Origin of the sequence: Deefgea piscis, from assembly GCF_019665785.1 — a bacterium.
Classification (GTDB): Bacteria; Pseudomonadota; Gammaproteobacteria; order Burkholderiales; family Chitinibacteraceae; genus Deefgea.
Genome location: NZ_CP081149.1, coordinates 2,119,450 through 2,139,363, shown reverse-complemented (window position 1 = coordinate 2,139,363; position 19,914 = coordinate 2,119,450). Strand labels below are relative to the sequence as shown.

The 19,914-nt window shown below is 48.9% G+C and carries 12 protein-coding genes; 4 read left to right on the top strand and 8 right to left on the bottom strand.

Annotated features, from left to right (window positions below):
- Window position 1: 1 nt before the first annotated feature.
- Genes tnpB through K4H25_RS09880 form a run of 4 tightly spaced genes read right to left on the bottom strand, consistent with a single transcriptional unit; the run spans window position 2 to window position 3,792 of the window.
- Window positions 2–343 carry an IS66 family insertion sequence element accessory protein TnpB gene (gene tnpB, locus K4H25_RS09895; RefSeq protein ID WP_221020360.1) on the bottom strand — a complete coding sequence of 114 codons (342 nt, stop codon included), beginning with the start codon at window positions 341–343 and terminating at the stop codon, window positions 2–4.
- Window positions 340–672, bottom strand: coding sequence for an IS66 family insertion sequence element accessory protein TnpA (tnpA, locus tag K4H25_RS09890; protein ID WP_221020359.1), 333 nt, complete (start codon window positions 670–672; stop codon window positions 340–342). Before tnpA ends, tnpB begins: the two co-directional genes overlap by 4 nt.
- Window positions 673–710: 38 nt before the next feature.
- Entirely contained in the window at window positions 711–2,552 is a 1,842-nt protein-coding gene (gene mnmC1, locus K4H25_RS09885) for an FAD-dependent 5-carboxymethylaminomethyl-2-thiouridine(34) oxidoreductase MnmC1 (RefSeq protein WP_221020358.1), read from the bottom strand.
- Between the two features lie 13 nt (window positions 2,553–2,565).
- Entirely contained in the window at window positions 2,566–3,792 is a 1,227-nt protein-coding gene (locus K4H25_RS09880) for an MFS transporter (protein ID WP_221020357.1), read from the bottom strand.
- Between the two features lie 169 nt (window positions 3,793–3,961).
- Here K4H25_RS09880 and K4H25_RS09875 point away from each other — a divergent pair, with 169 nt between their 5' ends.
- Entirely contained in the window at window positions 3,962–4,279 is a 318-nt protein-coding gene (locus tag K4H25_RS09875) for an HU family DNA-binding protein (RefSeq protein ID WP_221020356.1), read from the top strand.
- Between the two features lie 105 nt (window positions 4,280–4,384).
- On the opposite strand, the gene lysS is transcribed toward K4H25_RS09875, so the two are convergent.
- The 3 genes from lysS to K4H25_RS09860 form a co-directional block, all read right to left on the bottom strand.
- Entirely contained in the window at window positions 4,385–5,905 is a 1,521-nt protein-coding gene (gene lysS / locus K4H25_RS09870; protein WP_221020355.1) for a lysine--tRNA ligase, read from the bottom strand.
- Between the two features lie 69 nt (window positions 5,906–5,974).
- Window positions 5,975–7,078: a peptide chain release factor 2 gene (gene prfB, locus K4H25_RS09865; protein ID WP_182077195.1), complete on the bottom strand. Its 1,104-nt coding sequence runs from the start codon at window positions 7,076–7,078 to the stop codon at window positions 5,975–5,977.
- A 79-nt stretch (window positions 7,079–7,157) separates the two neighbouring features.
- The gene (locus K4H25_RS09860; RefSeq protein ID WP_221020354.1) at window positions 7,158–11,885 is read right to left on the bottom strand and encodes an NAD-glutamate dehydrogenase; all 4,728 of its coding nucleotides are present in this window, start codon (window positions 11,883–11,885) and stop codon (window positions 7,158–7,160) included.
- A gap of 234 nt (window positions 11,886–12,119) precedes the next feature.
- On the opposite strand from K4H25_RS09860, the gene K4H25_RS09855 reads away from it, so the two are divergent.
- The 3 genes from K4H25_RS09855 to K4H25_RS09845 all read left to right on the top strand — a co-directional run bounded on the left by K4H25_RS09855 (window position 12,120) and on the right by K4H25_RS09845 (window position 17,041).
- On the top strand, window positions 12,120–14,258 hold the full coding sequence (locus K4H25_RS09855) for a DUF1631 family protein (RefSeq protein WP_221020353.1): 2,139 nt from the start codon (window positions 12,120–12,122) through the stop codon (window positions 14,256–14,258).
- Window positions 14,259–14,556: 298 nt separating this feature from the next.
- On the top strand, window positions 14,557–16,488 hold the full coding sequence (locus K4H25_RS09850) for an ATP-binding cassette domain-containing protein (RefSeq protein WP_221020352.1): 1,932 nt from the start codon (window positions 14,557–14,559) through the stop codon (window positions 16,486–16,488).
- Window positions 16,489–16,549: 61 nt separating this feature from the next.
- Entirely contained in the window at window positions 16,550–17,041 is a 492-nt protein-coding gene (locus K4H25_RS09845) for a retropepsin-like aspartic protease family protein (RefSeq protein WP_221020351.1), read from the top strand.
- A gap of 44 nt (window positions 17,042–17,085) precedes the next feature.
- Here the strand turns inward: K4H25_RS09845 and K4H25_RS09840 are convergent, their stop codons facing one another.
- A complete protein-coding gene (locus tag K4H25_RS09840; protein WP_221020350.1) occupies window positions 17,086–19,866 on the bottom strand; it encodes a M16 family metallopeptidase in 2,781 nt (926 codons plus the stop codon).
- Between the last annotated feature and the right edge of the window lie 48 nt (window positions 19,867–19,914).

Sequence of the window (19,914 nt, the reverse complement as noted above, 5' to 3'; positions counted from 1 at the left end):
ATTAGTAGACATATTCTGGCAGCGGTGGCGGCGCTAATCGCTGCCAGTCGACACCGCTCACCAACCATTGCCACTGCGCCGCATCCAGCGTAAACACAGCATCGCCCGATTGTGGCCAAATAAATCGACCGTGATGCAAACGCCGTTGCGCCAACCAGACGCCAGAGCGATCCCACAGCAACACTTTGAGGCGATTGCTGCGCTGATTGCGAAACGCATACGCTGCACCTTCGACGGGTGAACGCTGCAAACAGGCGTGAATCTTGGCCGACAAACCCTCGATGCCAAGGCGCATATCGACCGGTTCGACGACCAATTGCAGCGAAGTGAATGGCGGCATCATGCCAAACCGCGCAATAACGCCGCGACCCAAGCCGGATCGGTCGCCGCAGGCAAAGTCAGGGTCACGCCGGAGGGGAAATTCAACTGCAACTGCGCCGCAACGGGTGCGGGCCATTGTGCGGGCACGATGCTTGACGCCGATGGTTTCGGGGCGATCTGCGGTTCGGTGATTGCAGCTGAAGATGCGTCGGCAGATTCGAGGCGGCTACGGCGCAGCCAACTGGAAAAAGTAGTGCGTTTAAGCTGGTGCACTCGGACAAACTCGGCTTGAGTTAAACCGCTAGTCTGCCAACGTTGCACCCATTGCAAAGCATCAATCCACCGTCCCATGCTGCGCTCCCAAAAATCAAAAGCGCAGCATGCCTGAATTAAAACGATAATTGAGGTGGAACGGCTAAGCCCTTACCTTTTTTGCGTAGCTCACGCAAAGCAAATCGTGCGGGATCAATTGCAGCGACAAGACTGCGCTCCATAGGAAGTGGCTCTTGATTGAGTTGACACGCCAACATTTCAGCAATCAAAACATGCCATGTCATGCCGCGCGCACCCAGACCCAGTAAGCCATATAGACCGGGCTGACGTGGTATTTGAAAGAGCTGATCAACCGAGCGTGGTATGTTGTTGTGCTCTGGGAGTTGACCGGCCAAAGGCAGCCGATCTGATGAATTGGGACGAAAACATAGCCGAGTTTCAACCGGTTTGCTGGTGAGTACCGCCGTACCGATAAGCTGACTCAAATCGTCGAGGTTTTGTTGCTCTGCATATTGTGGATATTGTGTGTCGACCAAGCTTGCTCCGGCGCAGCGCCAACCAGCGAGAGCAGGGGTTAAATAGCTCAGGCCTGAAAGACTGAAAGTACTTTCCGGTAGATCATCACTCCACACTTTAGAAACGCTGCGTAAGCTCGCCGAGAGCGGTAATTGGGTATCAGGAATCAATCGGGTCGCATCATTTGCATTGGCCAATATCAGCGTTTTGCTTGAGGCAATGCATTGCTGATTGGCATCAAAAAGATGCCAGCGTTGATCAATAAATCTAATGTGATCGACTTGGGTATTGAGTTGAAGCTTAATTAAATCAGGATATTGATTGATATACCCTTTGCAAATGCTGTGTGGATTGGCCCACATGCCCTCGGGAAACCACCAGCCACCCAATTCGCAGTCTATCGCCAACTGAGTCTGGCATTGTTGTCGATCGAGCCAGCGAACCATTTGATGAAGCTGCGGTTGTTCAGTGCAGATTAATTGCATCAACGTCGCCGCTGCGCTGTCTTTGGCCAATTGCAGGTGACCCTCTGCACCAAAATGAATTGTTGTACCTTGCTGGCTAAGTTGCTTGAGCTTTTGTTGGGTGGTGGCAAACCCGGCGCGTGACAGGCGGGCTTGGAAATTATCATCGCGGCTTAACGTAGGATGACAAAGGCCCACATGATTGCCTGATGCCTGACTGGCGATGTCGGCTTGAGCGTCGATCAGTTTGATTTGCCAGCCGCGTTCAGCAAGCTGATTGGCCATCGCGCAGCCCGCCATGCCGGCGCCAAGGATGATGGCTCCTGGCTCGATTGGCGCAACGTAGCTTGAATGTCGAGTTTGACGTGTGGTGGCTGACCAAAAATTTACTACTGATGGCGGCGGTACGATAAAGCCGACTTGGGCCAAGTGCTGACGTTGTAGGGGGTCATTGCCTTGCCCAATAACGACGCTATTTGCCGTGGCAATACGGCGTAATTGCTTGCAGTGGATCAGTGTTAGTGACGATTTGAACTCAGAATTAAGGTAGATGACATCAATTGGACCGCTGATTTCACTGAGCTGTGCATAATCACCAAATACAAGGGTAAGGCTGATTTGCCCTTGCTCTAAATGCAGTCGATGAAATCCCGTTTGCCAGCTTGGCCAGATGGCTTGTAATTGATCAATTAAACCGGCAAATTCGGGGTGTTGTTGAGCAATGCTTTGCAGGCGACTGATTTGCAACGTGGTCGGGATTAGACTCACAAAATGCAGTCGTGCTGATGCTAGGCGGGTGCTTATCCAGTGCTGACACGTCGCTAAAAATACAGCGCCATCCGCCCAGTCGAGGCTGAGGATTGACTGCGCAGATTGGGTGGCTGGATTACTTAGTAACGTGGCATGTGTTTGTTGTAGCTCGGATCGAAATTCGGATAGCCAATCCGATGCCACATTGATAGATGGTGCGCCTAGCATAGTGTGTACTCAATTAATCAGCTTGTTCGCCAAGCGGTCCACGTAAAAAATAGCGTCTGGCCGTAATGGCGCAGCAGCCCATAATTAAGCAGATAATAACAAACCCACGATTGCCCCACAGCTCATGGCCGATTTTGGCGGACTCAATTGCGATAGAAAAAATCACCATGATAATAATCCCGAGCATGGCTGAAACTGTGCCTTTGCTTTGGTCGCTGGCAAATAAAGCCAATCTAAATTGCGCGGCATTGATAATGCCAATGCCAATGGCCGCCACCGAAAGTGACGCAATCAGCCATTGCCAATCCATTGGCGCTTTAAATAGCCACAATGTCATCGCCAGGCCGACCATGAGCGGAATCGAGCCTAGCTTTATAATTCTGTAAATCGGCACGCTAGTCACGACTTTGGCCAAGATCAGATTGCCTGAAATTAAGCCAATAAATACCGGCGTTTGCCAGTAGCCATATTCAATGGTGGAGAGTTGCGCGTCTTGCATCAAAATCACTGGCGCTAAAGCGATCCACGCCAATAAAGGCGCTGAGGTGCAGCCAATGGAGATTGCACCCGCTAAGAAACGGCGGTTGCTGAGCACCGCAGTGTAGTCTTGGCGCAGGCGGCCAATCCGCAATGGTGAGTCAATTTTGGGTGAGGTTTCTGGCATAAAGCGCCAGAGTCCGAGCGCGGAGAAGCTAGCGATAATCGCCACAAAAATAAAAATCCAATACCAGCTTGCCACTTGTAAGACCATGGCGCCCGCCAAAGGGCCAATGAGTGGTGCAATCAAGGCCACATTGGCCATTAAGGCGGTTACGCGAATGGCGGTGGCTTCAGCAAAGCTTTCTTGGATTGCGGCGTAGCCGACTGCACCGATAAAGCACATGCCGGTGCCTTGCAAAAAGCGGCAAAATAAAAACCAACTATAAGATTCAGAAAATACGATGGCAATGCAAGACAGAATAAACAGCAGTACGCCCGCCAGCATCACTGGGCGACGGCCAATTCGGTCTGAGAGAGGCCCAAGCAACCATTGCAAGCTAGCGCCACCCAATAAACAAATCGACATTGCCGATGGAATATGAATAGGATCAATTGCAAATGATTTAACAATGATCGGCATGGCCGGCAGAATCATATCGTTTGAAATGTAAGTTGCAAATTCAAACAAAACTAAGGCAAGAGGAAATAAAAGCGCTAAAAGTGTGATATTGGGAATTGGCGATTGGCTACTGGTGTTCATGTCATCTCTCTGTGTGACATTCGCATTTTCCTCGGATTGCTATTTAAAAGCGAGGTGAAAAGTGCATTTGCATAAATGGAAAACTATGCGCAAAGCTAAAGCTTATTTTCATGGGCTGCGGCATAATAGCTTATCTAATCTATGCGCTGCGCCCATTAAAAGGTCTTGTATGAATAAAACTGAATTAATTGCAATTGTCCATAACTTGGTGGCAATTGATCATCCAGAGGTTTCAAAGAAAGCGGTTGCGGCCACTATTGAAACATTGTCTGAGGTGATTGTGGCAACGGTAAGTGGCGGTGGTGAGGTGGTTTTGCCCAACGTGGCTAAAGTGGCATTAAAATCACGCGATGCGCGAGTTGGGCGTAACCCACGTACCGGTGAAGCCGTGCAAATCCCCGCCAAGCGCGTGCTGAAATTTACTGCCGCAAAAGCCTTAAAAGATGCGGTGGCGCAGCATGATGCTACGCAAGAAAAAACCGCCTAACACCTTGATTGGTAGGTAAGAAAAAACCGGCTTGCGCCGGTTTTTTTGTGGGTATTGCACTCTAGCTTATTAAAAATATAGGCTAGAAAGCAATACGGGTAATGCTTAATCTTCGCGGCGCATTTGTGGGAACAAAATCACGTCACGAATACTTGGCGCATTGGTGAGTAGCATAACGAGGCGGTCAATACCAATACCACAACCACCCGTTGGCGCTAAGCCATGCTCAAGCGCACGAACATAGTCGGCGTCGTAATGCATCGCTTCGTCGTCACCTTTGTCTTTCAGATCAACTTGAGCTTGGAAGCGCGCTGCTTGGTCTTCAGGGTCGTTCAACTCTGAGTAACCGTTAGCATGTTCGCGACCAACGATGAATAATTCAAAGCGCTCAGTAAGTCCCGCTTGCGTGTCCGAAGCGCGCGCCAGTGGCGAAACTTCAGCAGGGTAGTCAACAATGAATGTCGGCTCCCACAGTTTGCTTTCAGTGTTTTCTTCAAACAAACTCAATTGCAGGCCGCCAATACCAGCGGTAAGCACCGGTTTTCCGCCAAGACGAGCGATCTCGGCTTTGAGGAAGTCCGCGTCATTTAATTGCGCGTCGGTGTATTCTGGGTTGTAGTGCTGAATGGCTTGCGCAATGGTGAAACGAGTAAATGGCTTGGATAAATCAACGGGTTTGCCTTGGTACTCAATAACTGTGCTGCCCGTTGCTTCTTTGGCGCAGGCGCGAATAATGCCTTCGGCCATTTCCATCATGCGTTGGTAGTCAGCATACGCTTCATAGAATTCGATCATGGTGAATTCTGGATTGTGGCGCGTGCTCATGCCTTCGTTACGGAATGAACGGTTAATTTCAAAGACCCGCTCTAAGCCGCCGACAACCAGGCGTTTGAGGTAAAGTTCAGGCGCGATACGCAAATACAGTGGCATATCTAGCGCGTTGTGATGCGTCACAAATGGCTTGGCTGTCGCGCCGCCAGGAATAGAGTGCATCATTGGTGTTTCGACTTCGAGGTAGTCTTCGTGCACCATGAATTCACGCAAGCGCTGGATGATTTTTGAGCGTTTGATGAATGTGCTGCGGCTATGATCATTGGTAATCAGATCAAGGTGGCGCTGACGATAGATTTGCTCTTGGTCGGCCATGCCGTGGTGCTTGTCTGGTAATGGACGCAATGATTTGGTCAACAGGCGCAATTCAGTCACGAGGACCGATAATTCGCCGGTTTTGGTTTTCATTAGCGTGCCACGTGCGGCAACGATATCACCTAAGTCCCACGTTTTAAAGTCGTCATAAACGGCTTCGCCAACGCTTTCTTTGCTGATGTAAAACTGGATGCGGCCAGTGCCGTCTTGGATAGTGGCAAAGCTGGCTTTACCCATGACGCGTTTGAGCATCATGCGACCGGCTACGGCTACCATTACGGCTTGAGATTCAAGGTCAGCTTTTTCGAGTGCATTGTATTGATCGTGCAGCGGACCAGAGAGGTGTTCACGCTTAAAATCGTTTGGAAAAGCAATGCCCTTGGCGCGAATGGCCGCTAACTTGGCGCGGCGCTCTAAGATAATTTGATTTTCATCGACCGCCACTTCGACGGCTTGGCTTGCAACTTGATTTTCACTCATCGTTTTTCCACTCAATACACTTAATGACATCAGGGAGCGAATGATCGCTCCCTGCTTGGATGCTATAAATTAAACGCCTTGTTTGAGGCTGGCAGCAATAAAGTTATCAAGATCGCCATCCATGACGCCTTTGATGTTGCCTACTTCGTAGCTGGTGCGTAAATCTTTAATGCGGCTTTGATCGAATACGTAAGAACGAATTTGATGTCCCCAGCCGATGTCAGACTTGGTCGCTTCGAGCGATTGCTGCGCTTCCATTCGTTTACGTAGCTCAAGTTCAAACAACTTAGCCCGTAACATTTTCCACGCTTCATCACGATTTTTATGCTGTGATCGATCGTTTTGGCATTGCACGACGGTATTGGTCGGAATGTGCGTTAAACGAACGGCCGAATCGGTTTTGTTAATGTGCTGACCACCCGCGCCTGAAGCGCGATACGTATCGGTACGCACGTCAGAAGGGTTGATATCAATTTCAAAACTATCATCTACTTCTGGGTACACAAATACCGAGGCAAATGAGGTGTGGCGACGATTGTTAGAATCGTATGGCGAGCAGCGAACTAGGCGATGAACGCCGGTTTCGGTGCGCAAAAAGCCATAGGCATAATCGCCAGTCAGTTTGATGGTGGCTTGGCTGATGCCGACGATGTCGCCATCGGATTGCTCCATCACTTCAACCGTAAAGCCTTTGCGCTCGCCATAGCGAACATACATTCTCAATAGCATGCCGGCCCAGTCTTGCGCTTCAGTGCCGCCAGCGCCAGATTGAATGTCAATAAAGCAAGGATTTGGATCCATTGGGTTATTGAACATTCGGCGAAATTCGAGCTTGGCCACTTCGGCTTCAAGTAAGGCGTATTCTTGCGCGATCACTTCGGCAGTGCCAAAGTCACCTTCTTCTTTGGCCATTTCAAATAGCTCAAGCGAATCGGTGACGCCATCGGCGACACGATCTAAAACCAGAACGATATCCTCGAGGGCTTTTCGTTCTCGGCCTACTTCTTGGGCTTTTTTGGGGTCGTTCCAGGTTTCTGGCGCCTCAGAGAGTCGAACGACTTCTTCGAGTCGATCGACTTTTCCGGGGTAGTCAAGATAGCGCTTAAGTTCGTCTGCGCGTACGCCTAGCTCTTTGAGCTGGTTTTCAATCTGATTAAGCTGTTCCGCTTCCATGCGATAGAATCCGCGTTTGCTATTGCAAAACCGTGAATTATATCAGTCTGTGCGTCTTCGCAGTAGCGGAAATGCATAACTAAACCTCGCTAAGTGCAGTTTTAACGATTAATCGGTGGCGTAGCTCGCGCAGTGCCGCTGAAATCATCGCCAAATCTGGGGTGGCTGCACGCAGCTCAGTAAACATGGCACTCACTCGCTCGCGCTCGCTACTATTTTGCGCCAGCCATTCGTTCAGGTTGTCTGGGCTTTGTTGCCATGCTTGCATAAAGAGCTCTTTGTGTAGGCGCTGCAAATCATCACGCACCGCCAAACGCGCGAGCGTCTGCCAGCGGCTTTCACGCGGCAATTGCTCGATGGCGAGCGCCAACCATTTCAGCTCTAAAGCCTCGCCCAGCGCCAAATACATCCGCATGTGCTCGGCAAGTTGCCCAGAGTCATTGCTGCACTGGCTTAACTCAAGCAAGGATTGCGCTTCTTGGACGGCGAGCACTTTCATTGCCAATCCGCCACTCACGCCAGCGGCTTGCCACTCTTGTGCCTGCGTTTGATGGCTTGGACTACTGGTCAGCCACATCGGCAGCTGGGGCAGGGCCAAGGCGGCACAAGTTCGCATATGATCAAGCGCCGGTTTACTTAAGGTTTGCTGCAACAGCCAGCGTGCGACACGCTCGGTTTGACGGCGAACTTGAAGCAGCAGCGTATTTTGACCTTCGCTACTGCATTGATCGGCGTTCTGTTCGATTTCAAGCGCTAGCGTTTCGCTATCGAGCAAGCTTTCGGCGGAGATTAAAGCGTCGACAATATCGCTATAACTGCGCTCGGTTTCCTCTTGCAAACGATAAACTGAATTGGTGCCAAAGCGATTGACAATGTGATTGGTCAGCACAGTGGCAATGATTTCACGACGCAAAGGATGCAAAGGTAATTGTGCGGCAAAAGACTCGCGCAAGCGGCTTGGGAAATACTGACTCAGGCGTTGGTTCCATTGGCTGTCGTCAATCAATGACTCGTCGAGCAGATTTTGCTTGATCACAATTTTGGCGTAAGCCATTAAAACGGCAATTTCGGGGCGAGAAAGTCCCAATCCAAGCGCTTGGCGTTCGATGAGCTGATTATTGCTTGGCAGGTATTCAATACGGCGCGATAGCTTGCCAGCCGCTTCCATCGATTGCATTAGGCGTAAATGGACCGAAGCCAATGATAAGGACTGCGAGAACTCTAGCGAAATGGCCAAAGTTTGCAATTCATTATCACGCAGTACTAAATGGCCGACTTCGTCAGTCATACTGGCGAGCACTTCATTACGCTGCTTGAGCGTTAAATCACCATCAGCAACGATGCGGCCCAGTAAAATCTTGATGTTCACTTCATGGTCTGAGCAATCCACGCCGGCGGAATTATCAATGGCATCTGTATGAATTCTGCCGCCGTTAAGTGCGTACTCAATACGGCCGAGTTGCGTAAAGCCTAAATTACCGCCTTCAGCAATCACCTTGCAGCGTAAGTCGCGACCATCGACGCGGACGGCGTCGTTATTGCGATCATTCACTTCGGCATGAGTTTGTGCGCTCGATTTAACATAAGTGCCAATGCCGCCGTTGTAGAGCAAGTCAACCGGCGCTTTGAGTAGGGCTTGAATCAGCTGATCGGGCTCAAGCTCGGCATCCTCAATGTGCAATTTTTGACGTATTTGCTCAGAGATTTTGATTTTCTTCAGCGTTCGGGCGAATACCCCGCCACCTTCTGAGATGAGCTCTGGATTGTAATCAGCCCATGAAGAGCGCGGTAGCGCATACATCCGAGCACGCTCAGCAAAAGCCGCGGCGCTATCTGGCTGTGGATCTAAGAAAATGTGGCGATGATCAAATGCGGCAATCAACTGAATGGTCGGCGTGCGAAGCAAGCCATTGCCAAACACGTCACCGGACATATCGCCAATACCCACGGCGGTAAAGGCGTCGGTATTGGTGTCGACCCCCATCTCACGGAAGCTGCGCTCAACTGAAATCCATGCGCCACGCGCGGTAATGCCCATTTTTTTATGGTCATAACCGACTGACCCACCAGAGGCAAATGCATCGTCCAGCCAGAAGTTATATTCTTGCGAGATGGCGTTGGCAATGTCAGAGAAAGTCGCTGTGCCTTTGTCGGCGGCAACCACCAAGTAAGGATCGTCGCCATCGCGGCGCAAAACATCGGCCGGAGGGATGATTTGTCCGTTGATAAAATTGTCGGTTAAATCCAGCAGGCCGCGAATAAAGGTTTGGTAGCAGGCAACGCCGCTAGCGAGTAAGGCCTCGCGCTCGAGGGGTGGGTTTTTAACGATAAAGCCACCCTTTGAGCCGACCGGCACAATCACTGTGTTTTTAACCATCTGCGCTTTCACCAAACCCAGCACTTCGGTGCGGAAGTCCTCACGTCGGTCAGACCAACGCAAGCCGCCACGCGCCACTTTACCGCCGCGTAAATGCACGCCTTCCATTTGTGGTGAATACACAAAAATTTCAAACATCGGTACCGGTTGCGGCATCATTGGCATTTGGCCAGAAGCGATTTTGAGCGATAAGTAAGTTTTGTTGCCGTTGTCTTGATAAAAATTGGTCCGCAGTGTGGCTTGTATTGCAGACAGTAGGCCGCTAATGATTTTTTCATCATCAATATTGGGCATGGCGCGCGCCGCTTGGGCGATTTCTTCGAGCGTAATTTCGGCCACAGCTGGCTCGGCCTGCTGTGGATGGTTCAGCAGTTCAAACGCATGCACTAATTGCTGAGCTTGTGTGCCATAGCGCAATAAGCAATCGGCGATGGTGTCCATATCGTATTTGAGTGCGACTTGCTTTAAAAAGCGCGAATACGCACGCAAAATCAGTACATCACGCCAAGCCAAACCGTTATGCAAAATCAGTTGATTGAGCTTGTCGTTTTCCGCTGCGCCTTTTGAAAGCGCGATAAAAGCCGCTAAAAACCGTAGCCGTTGCTCTGCAGATTCAAGCGAAGCTTGTGCCGGTAGGCGAATGCCGATGTCGACAATCCATGCGGTTTGATTTTCAAAGTGGATGGTGTACGGGCGCTCATCAAGAATGCGTACACCAAGGCTTTCGAGTAGCGGCAAAAAGTCGGATAACTCAATAGCTTGATGTTGATAAAGCTTTAGGCGCCAGACCATTTCATCGAGCGCGCTGCCCGGGGTAAGTGTGGCGACGAGTTGCTGCGATTGTAATGCGCGCTCTAACGCCTCTACATCATGAATGGCAACGCGCGCTGAAAAGTCAGCGCAGTAGGCGGCAGGGAAGGCATTTAAGTATTTTTGTTGTAGCGTGCCGCCTTTTTCTTCACCAAAACTTTGAATTAATTGTTGGTGTAGACCGTCTTGCCAGCGCTGTGCGAGGTGTTCAATTTCGATTTCAATGGCTTTTGCATCGTATTGCATGTCGCCAACGGCCGAGCGGCGAACAATGTAATGAATGCGCGCCAGTGGGTTGTCGCTCAGTAATACATTAAATTCAGTGGCGTTGCCATTGAGGTGCTGCATTAAGAGATTGCCGATTTTGATGCGCACGTCGGTACTGTAGTTGTCGCGCGGCACAAAGACCATGACCGATACATATCGACGGTAAATATCATCTCTAAAAAACGCGCGAACGCGATTTCGTTCGTGCAAATTGACGACGCCATTGGCAATGCGTGCTAGCTCAGCGACCTCAATTTCAATCAGCTCATCGCGTGGGTAGGTATCCAATACATTGAGTAGCGCTTTGCCGCGATAGCCGGTTAATTCTGCGCCGCACAGGGCCATGGCATGGTCGATTTTTTGCCGCAAAATCGGGATTTGTCGCGGCGGCGCGGTATAGGCGCTGGCCGAATACAGTCCAACAACTCTTAATTCACCCATCAATTGGCCATCGGCATTGATGTGCCGTAGCAAAACGGTATCTAAATAAACCGGCCGATGCACCATGGAGCGATGGTCTGATTTGGTGAGCATTAATAAGCGATCAGGCGTGTAAGCAATTTGCCGTAAATCCGGCGATAAACTGGCCCAAATATGAGAGGGCTGAGCTAAGCCATTGTCGCGCAGTAAGCCTTTGCCTGAGTGCGGCACAACATTAAGTGACTCGCCGCTAAATTGGTAGTCGCGCAAGCCAAGAAAAACAAAGTGTCCAGATAATAGCCATTCAAGATAGGCAATGGTTTCGGTGACGACCGAACGGGGTAGTGGGGGTGGGTCGCTGCGCAATTGTTCAAGTGCCGTCATAACGCGATCAGTCATGGCTGGCCAATCCGCTACCGAGGTGGCGATACTGTCGAGCGCTTGATTGATCTCTTGTTCGATGTGGGCCATGTTGGCGGCGTCACTGATGCGATTGATTTCAAAGTGCATCCATGATTCGGCACGACCTTTGGGATCGAGTTGAGTAATTCGCCCCTCGGCATCTCGCAACACTTTAAATACGGGGTGTATAACGCTGTGCGCTGTGTATTTTAAACGCGCTAGAACAATACCCACTGAATCGACTAAAAACGGCATGTCATCTTGGACGATTTCAATCACCGTGTGCGGGCATTGCCAGCCGTGTTCACTTAAATTGGGGTTGTAAACGCGAATCAAGCGTTGCTGTGGCTGGCGTGGAGCCGCCATGCGCCAGTGTGCGAGTAGCGCGCCAGCTAAATCTTCTGTGGCGCGGGACTGTAAATCGTCCTCTGGCACGTTGGCATAATATTGTTGTAGCGCCGTGGCGATATCGCCTGAAACATGTTCGGTTGCCCACGTTTGTAGGGCTTGCAAAGGCGTGCTTGTGCTCATTTTGACTGTGGCCTATCGACTGGATGCAGTCCTCCACTGTAGACGGAGTTGCAACTCCTTCCAACAAGGGTTACCACCTATTTAATGGCTTAATTGCTTTGGTGACAGCGTCATAAGGTCTTGAAGTAATGAGTGTTTGAATAAAACACACAATAAAAATGACCAATGGGTAATAATTCTATATTATTGAATGCTAATGTGTGTATTGTCCGCAGACAACAAAGAGGCCGTAGCATGAGCCAAGTTCGCTCTATCCTTGCTGATTCCACATCAGCCGTCATGACCGCATCGACCGATGTCGATCCAATGTTGCTCATGTGCCGTGATTTGGCGTTAAAAATGTTAAGCCAATCCATGGAAGGTTTTTTTGAGCGGCTAGAAGACACTTATTTTGAGTTGGCCGATACGACTTTTGATCGCAAGCTGCGCGATGATTACTTTGCGGCACGCGAAGAAACACATCAAAAGCGCGACATATTGGCTGAGCAATTTAAGCGCAACTTTTTATCGAGTTTTAATGATCGAATGAATAAGGCGGCCAGCACTGACGCTACAGAAGCAGGCAGTCCGTTTTATCGTGTTCAAGCCCATCCCGATCAACTGAGTTTGGTCGCCAACGAAGAATATGAAGAGCATCTTTCGGCAGATTTAATTGTTAAGGCCTTTAAACACACCGGGGGCGATGCGCTGACCGAGCTTGAGCAGCGTTTTGCCGGTTTAATGCCGGAGCAAGCCGATGGTGCAACGAATCCGATCTCGCCAGAAGCGATTTGCGATGCATTTATGCAAGCTTGCAAACAACTTGAAACAGGGATCGACGCTCGCTTAGTGGCGCTCAAAGCCTTTGAAAACGAGCTGTCTAAGCAAGTGGCCGACGTATATCGGCACGTCAATCAATACTTGATTGCGCAGAATGTTGAGCGGGTGATGCCTGGCTCGATTAAGCGTCAAAACCATACGGCACCAGCATTTTCGCCGCAAACCAGTGTCGATGCTATCGACACGGAGCAGGCATCGAGCGTGGCGACGCCAATGCCATTAGCGGCGCATTTAGCGCATTTGGCACAAACACCAATAGCCGAAAACGCAGTCGAGACTGCACCAGGCTGGATGTCGTTTTTGGATGTGTTGCAACATAAGCCACCGGTGGCGAGTGCGCTAAATGGCGCTGATGCTGCGGTTTTTGAGCGCAATATGTTGGGGGTATTGCGGCATTCAGGTTGGGCCAAAAATCTACCGCAAATGGACGCAATGACATTAGAGCTGATTGCTTTGCTGTTTGAGCGCATGTTTGATGATGCACGGCTCTCGGCGTCGGTAAAGGGCTTGATTGCACGGCTACAAATCCCGATTTTGAAAGTAGCCATGCTTGATGCGGGGTTTTTTGCCAATAAAAAACACAGTGCACGAGTCTTGCTCGACACCTTGGCGCAAATTACGCTCGACGCGCCCGATATGCTCGCTGGCGACGCACGTTATGATCAAATTGCCGTCATTGTTACCCAAATAAGCCAGCAATTTACCGATGATATTGCTGTATTTGATCAAGCGCTTGCCGCGCTTCAAGCACTGCAAGATGCAGAAGTTGCAGCGCTTGAAGACGCATTGCAAAGTAATGCTCATGCCTTACTGCAAAACGAAATGGCCGAGTTGGCAACGGTCACCAGCGAGGCCTTGGTGCAGTCGCGGTTGAGCCAACCGGATATACCCGCTTTGGTGCGAGATTTTTTGGCGCAGTATTGGCCCCTCGCTTTGGCGCAGCGCTTTGGCGTTGTTGGTGAGAGTGCGCCAGAATTTATCGCCGCACTAAAAACCATGGACGATTTGATTTGGAGTATTCAAGCCAAGCAAGGTGCAGATGAGCGTTTTGCCTTGGTTAATGTGTTGCCCGGCATGCTTAAATCACTAGAGGACATTGCCCGCGAGCAGGGTATGAGTGATGCGGCAGCTAAGTCGTTTTTTGCCGAATTAGTGCATTGCCATGCAGCGGCCATTCGCAATGGTTTACGCCCAGCAGTCGTGCCCGTTGCTGCTTCTTCCGAGCCTACTTTGCCATCGAGCGATAATGCAATCGCTAAAGAAAATAAAGCGGCCGTGCCGTGTGAATCTTTGCCGCCGCACAGTGAGTTTCCAGTTCGGGGAGAGTGGGTGGAGTGGGTCGGTGAGCAAAATGAAGTTTTACGTTTGCGTTTGTCGTGGATTAGCCCGAAGGCCACGCGCTATTTGTTTACCAATCGCCATGGCGGCAATAGCCAAGCCTTTTTACACGCTGAGTTGCTTGCAGCGCTCAATAGCGGCCGAATTCGCCGGATTCAAGCAGGCAATAGTTTGATGGATCAAGCTTTGGATGAATTAAAAAGCAATTTGAAATGAATTTGAAATGTGTTGGCTGAAAAACGACGGCGTGGATATGTCCATCGGCTTTTCCGATTTGCCATAAGGCGGCCCACTACCTTTATGCCTACGGTGGCGCCGTGCTTTAGCTAAAGTCTTCGTCGCGCACGTCGATCGTTCTTGGTGGGTAATCTCGATCATTTGCCGTGTTGATACGCATGGATTGGGCTGATCTTCGCGTTAGATGCATTCAAGTGGCATTATTTTTCAGTAAACTGGGTAATTTTCCTGGTCGCAAAGGCAATCCCTGCGGCTAGCTCTGTTAGAATCTTGCCCTATGATCAGACTTAAAACACTCACACTCCGTCGCGGCACCAAGGTGCTCCTTAATCGTGTCGAACTCACACTACAACCTGGCTCAAAAACTGGGGTAGTTGGAGCCAATGGCGCGGGTAAATCCAGTTTTTTTGCCTTATTGCGTGATGAAATTCATGCTGATGAAGGCGATTTAGAAATGCCACCTCGAGTGGCGATTGCGCACGTTGCGCAAGAAACCCCAGCTTTGCCGTGCTCGGCGCTGGATTACGTTCTTGATGGTGATGTTGAGCTGCGCAAAATCGAAGCCGAAATTGCCGCGATTACTTACGACGCCGATGATGATGGCATGGCGCATGGTGAGCTATTTGCTCGCCTTGAAGCCATTGACGGCTATACCGCGCAAGCGCGCGCTGCCAAATTACTCGCCGGTTTAGGCTTTTCTTTAGAAGAAAATTCACGTCCGGTATCGAGTTTTTCCGGTGGCTGGCGAATGCGTTTAAATTTGGCGCAAGCGTTGATGTGCCGCTCAGACTTGTTGCTGCTGGATGAACCCACCAATCACTTGGATTTAGAAACCGTGGTTTGGCTGGAAGAATGGCTCAAAACCTATCCTGGCATGTTGTTGATTATTTCGCATGATCGCGACTTCTTGGACAGTACGATCAAACAAATTTTGCACGTTGATAACGCGCAACTCACCGTTTACACCGGTACTTACGAAGATTTTGAAAATCAATGTGCTGAGCGATTAGCGCAGCAATCACAAGCTTTTGATAAGCAGCAACGACAAATCGCCCATTTAGAAAGCTTTATTACCCGCTTTAAAGCCAAGGCCAGTAAAGCCAAGCAGGCGCAAAGCCGAGTGAAAGCATTAGAAAAAATGGAGAAAATCGCTGCCGCCCATGTCGATTCGCCATTTAATTTCTCTTTCCGCGAACCAGATTCAAGCCCTAATCCTTTGGTGCATCTCGAAATGGCGTCAGCAGGTTACAGCGCAGATCATCCGATTTTATCGGGCATTAATCTTTCCGTTGATAACTCTGCGCGTTTGGGTTTGCTCGGGGTGAATGGTGCTGGTAAATCAACGTTTATTCGCTCATTAGCCGGTGAGCAAGATTTGCTGTCGGGGATTCGTACTGAAGGTAAAGGCTTAAAAATTGGTTACTTTGCCCAGCATCAGCTGGAATACTTGCGCATTGATGAGTCGCCGCTGTGGCATATGCAAAAAATCGACCCAACCACCCGCGAGCAAGAGCATCGTAATTTCTTGGGTGGATTTAATTTTCACGGCCAGATGGCGCTCAATCCGATTGCGCCATTTTCTGGCGGCGAAAAAGCACGTTTGGCCTTGGCTTTGCTGATTTGGCAAAAACCAAATCTCTTGCTACTCGATGAACCAACCAATCACTTGGACATCGAAATGCGTGAAGCGTTAACCTTTGCGCTACAAGATTTTGATGGCGCTTTGATTGTCGTTTCGCATGATCGGCACATTTTGCGCGCCACGGTTGATGATTTTTGGTTGATTGAAGACGGCAAAGTTCAGCCTTTTGATGGCGATTTGGACGATTACACGCGTTACAGTCAAGAAAAACGCAGTAGCGACAAGTCTGCCGTAGTGGCCGCCGCCAGTGTAAGCAGCAATAGCACAGCGCCAACGGTGAATCGAAAAGAGCAAAAACGCCTTGAAGCCGAAGCACGGCAAAAATTGGCCAATGCGCGAAAACCGCTGGAAAAAGATTTAGCGCGTATTGAAGCTGAAATGGCGCGAATTAGCGCCGAGCAAGCCTCCATTACCAGTACTTTGGCCGATGAAACCTTGTATTTGCCTGAGCGTAAAGACGCGTTGCAAAAAATCTTGGCGAGCGAACTCAAGCTCAAAGAAAAACTCGCCGAGCGTGAGCTCGCCTGGGTGAGTGTGAGCGAAGAAATCGACAACCTGTCAGTGTGATGATGTATTGCCCGCCAAGCAATGATGATATTAATCTGGCGGGTAATACCTAAGGGTGGTTATGCGATCAAATTGGGTTATTTTCTTGGTTTGGGCGCTGGTGTTAGCGTTGATTTATTGGGTGTTTAGTAGCTTTATTGCTCAGCAATATCAGCCCAAAATGCAGATCGTCCAAACTGGCAATACCACTGAGCTCACTTTGCAGCGAGCCAGAGATGGTCATTTTCGGATTAACGGCCATATCAATGGTGCTGCGGTCACGCTATTGCTCGATACGGGGGCGACTTCCATCACGCTAAGTGAGCGCTTGGCTGAACGCCTAGACTTGCCGCGCGGCGAATCGTTTATTGCCCGCACCGCCAATGGCGAGGTGGCCGGTTACGAATCTAGACTGAGTGAGTTAAGTTTTGGCCCGTTTCGTTTTGAAAACGTCCGAGTGGGTGTGTTGCCCAACTTGGGTGATGAAGTATTGCTGGGGATGAATATCATTCGACACTTTGATATTCGCACCCAAGACCAACAAATGCATTTAAAACTGATCGATAAGAATTGATTGATTGTGAATAAAAATAGGCCGCTTAGATCGCGGCCTATTTTTTATTGGGTGCTAACTAGTTGCTGTAAATCGACGACATCGTCACACATATAATTGCCAATCGCCCAGTGCTGAGGCTGAAACCAGATTTGTGCTGCGGAGTGTAAAGACTGCGCGGTGATTTGGCTTAAATCGGGTTGATTACTCGACGCATTACCATTTCTTAACCAAGCTGTGGCGTAAGACAGTGCGTATAGAATAGGCATATTGACCCGTTCGGCGTTAGATTTTCTTAGTCGATCATGAATGGCGCTAACTTCGGTTGTGCTAGGCGCGGTTTGTCGCAGCTTAATTAATTCATTGAGAACTGTTTTGCTACTTTGTTCGCAGTGCGCAGCATCGGTACGATAGGCAAAGCCTAGGGTTAAACCTTGCGGTGTATTGCGATTGGGAACCAGTGAAAGCCAATAAATATTGCCCGTTTTCTCTCTTAGTCCGTCGAGAAGGCGCTGATGCAATAAATCAGCCATCGCGGTTAACTGCCATTCATTTTCTGCGTTTGCCTTTACAGGTAGATATGCTTGCCAATGGCGATATGCGCCTGTATTGGCCCATCCTAATTGCACTTCTTTGACCGGCACTTGAGGTAGTGTACTTATCTGTGGCAGATTTGACTTCTGGCTAGGTAGGCTTGCTAGGTACTGCTCGAGCAAAGCTTCGGTGTTTTTATCATTGGCGACACCGGTGATGACAAAACGAAACGCCCCCGGATTGCCATAAAGCTGCTGCTTGGCCGTTTTTAATTGGGCTAACGAGGCTTCATAAAAAGGGCTGAGCATTTTTCGATTGCTAGGAAATAAATCCGGCGTTTGATAGCGTAATTGATTTAAGGTATTGGCTAAACTTAATTCATCATTTTTAGCCATGTTTTGTAAAGCCAGTTCACGACTCACGTTAGCAGCTTCTGCATTGTCATCGCTGGCGGTGGTCAATGCGAGATAATTAAGCTGTAATAATGCTTCAATATCTTTTGGAATACTCACTCCAGAAAAACCATGGGTGTCCACGCCAACAAACGGTAGTAGTTTGGTTTGTTTGTTGCTCATGATGCGCTCAATGTCATTTGGGTGCATTCCATCTAGTCCGGCGCGTAATAAATACTCTGGCAATATTCTAGCTGCGGGGTATAAATCAGCGCTCAGCGCGGTGATTCCGCCCAAAGCCTGCGCAGCAAAACCAATGTTTTCTGTTGTACTTTGTGGCGCAATGGTGAGGACTTCAATGCCATTACTTAATTGCCAAAGTGTACTTTTATTGGCGTCATCCTCTATTGAACGAATAATTTTACCTTTGGTGGGTAAGGTGCCCAGCAATTGATTTCGTGTGGTATTCGTTGTTACTGGTGTTAAGGTTTCTGCTTGGACTTCAGCGATTAAGTCCTTTAGCCAAAGTCGGTTAATATGATCTTCCGACTGGACTCGCGTGGATTTTAGTGCGTAAACCACTTGATCAGGATAGGCCAAAATATCAGTCATTAATTTTTGCAAATCAGCAGCTTGAGTCGCATCAAAAAAACGCTGGTGTTGAGTTGGGTAATCTGCTGGATTGCGAACTGACTCAGCAAAACGATAATGCATAAATAGTTGATTGGCCCAAGCTAAGTTATCCCAATTTGTTCCAATCATGGCTTTTCTGGTTTCAAATGCACTGTTTAATTCTTCAGCACTAAAACCAAACTGTTTGGCGCGAACAATTTCTCGATATAACTGGCGTAATGCCTCTTGGCTGCGATTATTTTTTGCATTAACAAAAAAACCATATTGAATTTGTCTAGTTGGTAAATCCGTGCCGTGCGAATTTAGCCAAATAGCGTCACTGAGTGCACTGTCTTGGTTTTGTGCCAAATTAGAAAGTCGGCGCTGCAAAATAATGCCGATTAATTCACGTTGATAGTCGCGTAAAGCTGCGTCGGCATCACTCATGGAGTCGCTAGGTAAAACCCAATTCCAGCCAACACGTGCTTGTGATAAAGACTGCACTTCATTTTCATTAACTAGGCGTAACTGATCGGTTGCGGCGGGGCTTGGGTAGTTAACGGCATGATTGCCGGCAGGCACGGCATTAAAATTTTTTTTGATTTGAGTTTCAATTTGACGTGGATTGATATCGCCAGAAACTAAAATAGCCATTTTTTGCGCTTGGTATTCGCGCTGATAAAAAGCGTTTACTTTTTCGAGAGGAATGCTCTTTATGATTTTGCTATCACCAATTGGCATTCGATTAGCGTAGTTTTGATTAGGGTAAATTGTTTTATATATTGATTGATAGATTGCATGGTCGGAGCGACGAATACGCTCTTCATTCAGTACGACTTCTCGCTCGGTATTGAGCTCGTTTTCATCGAACTCGATTTGATATGCCCAATCTGCAAGTAATTGCAGTGCCTGAGCCGCATCATCTGGTGAAACGGATAAAATATAAACTGTATTTTCATGACTGGTAAAGGCATTGCTATCGCCCCCCCAACGCATACCATGGCTATCTAAAAATGATTTGACTTGTCCTGCTTTAAAGTTTTTGGTTCGACGAAATGCCATATGCTCAAGTAAATGGGCGACACCTAATTCATCATCTTTCTCACTCATTGAACCAACATTAACGACTAAACGCATTTCAACTTTATTGCTCGGCTGTTGATTGGGCTTAATAAAATAACGTAGGCCGTTGTTTAGTTGCCCCTGAATAATATCTGGTGCAAGAACGGGTAAGATTTTAACTTGGGTTTGGGCGTAGCCAACAACTGATGCCAAACATAAAAATACCGTTGCACAAAAATTACCCATTATTACGCACACCTTGTTAATTTTTGATGTATATTCCAGCATCATTTC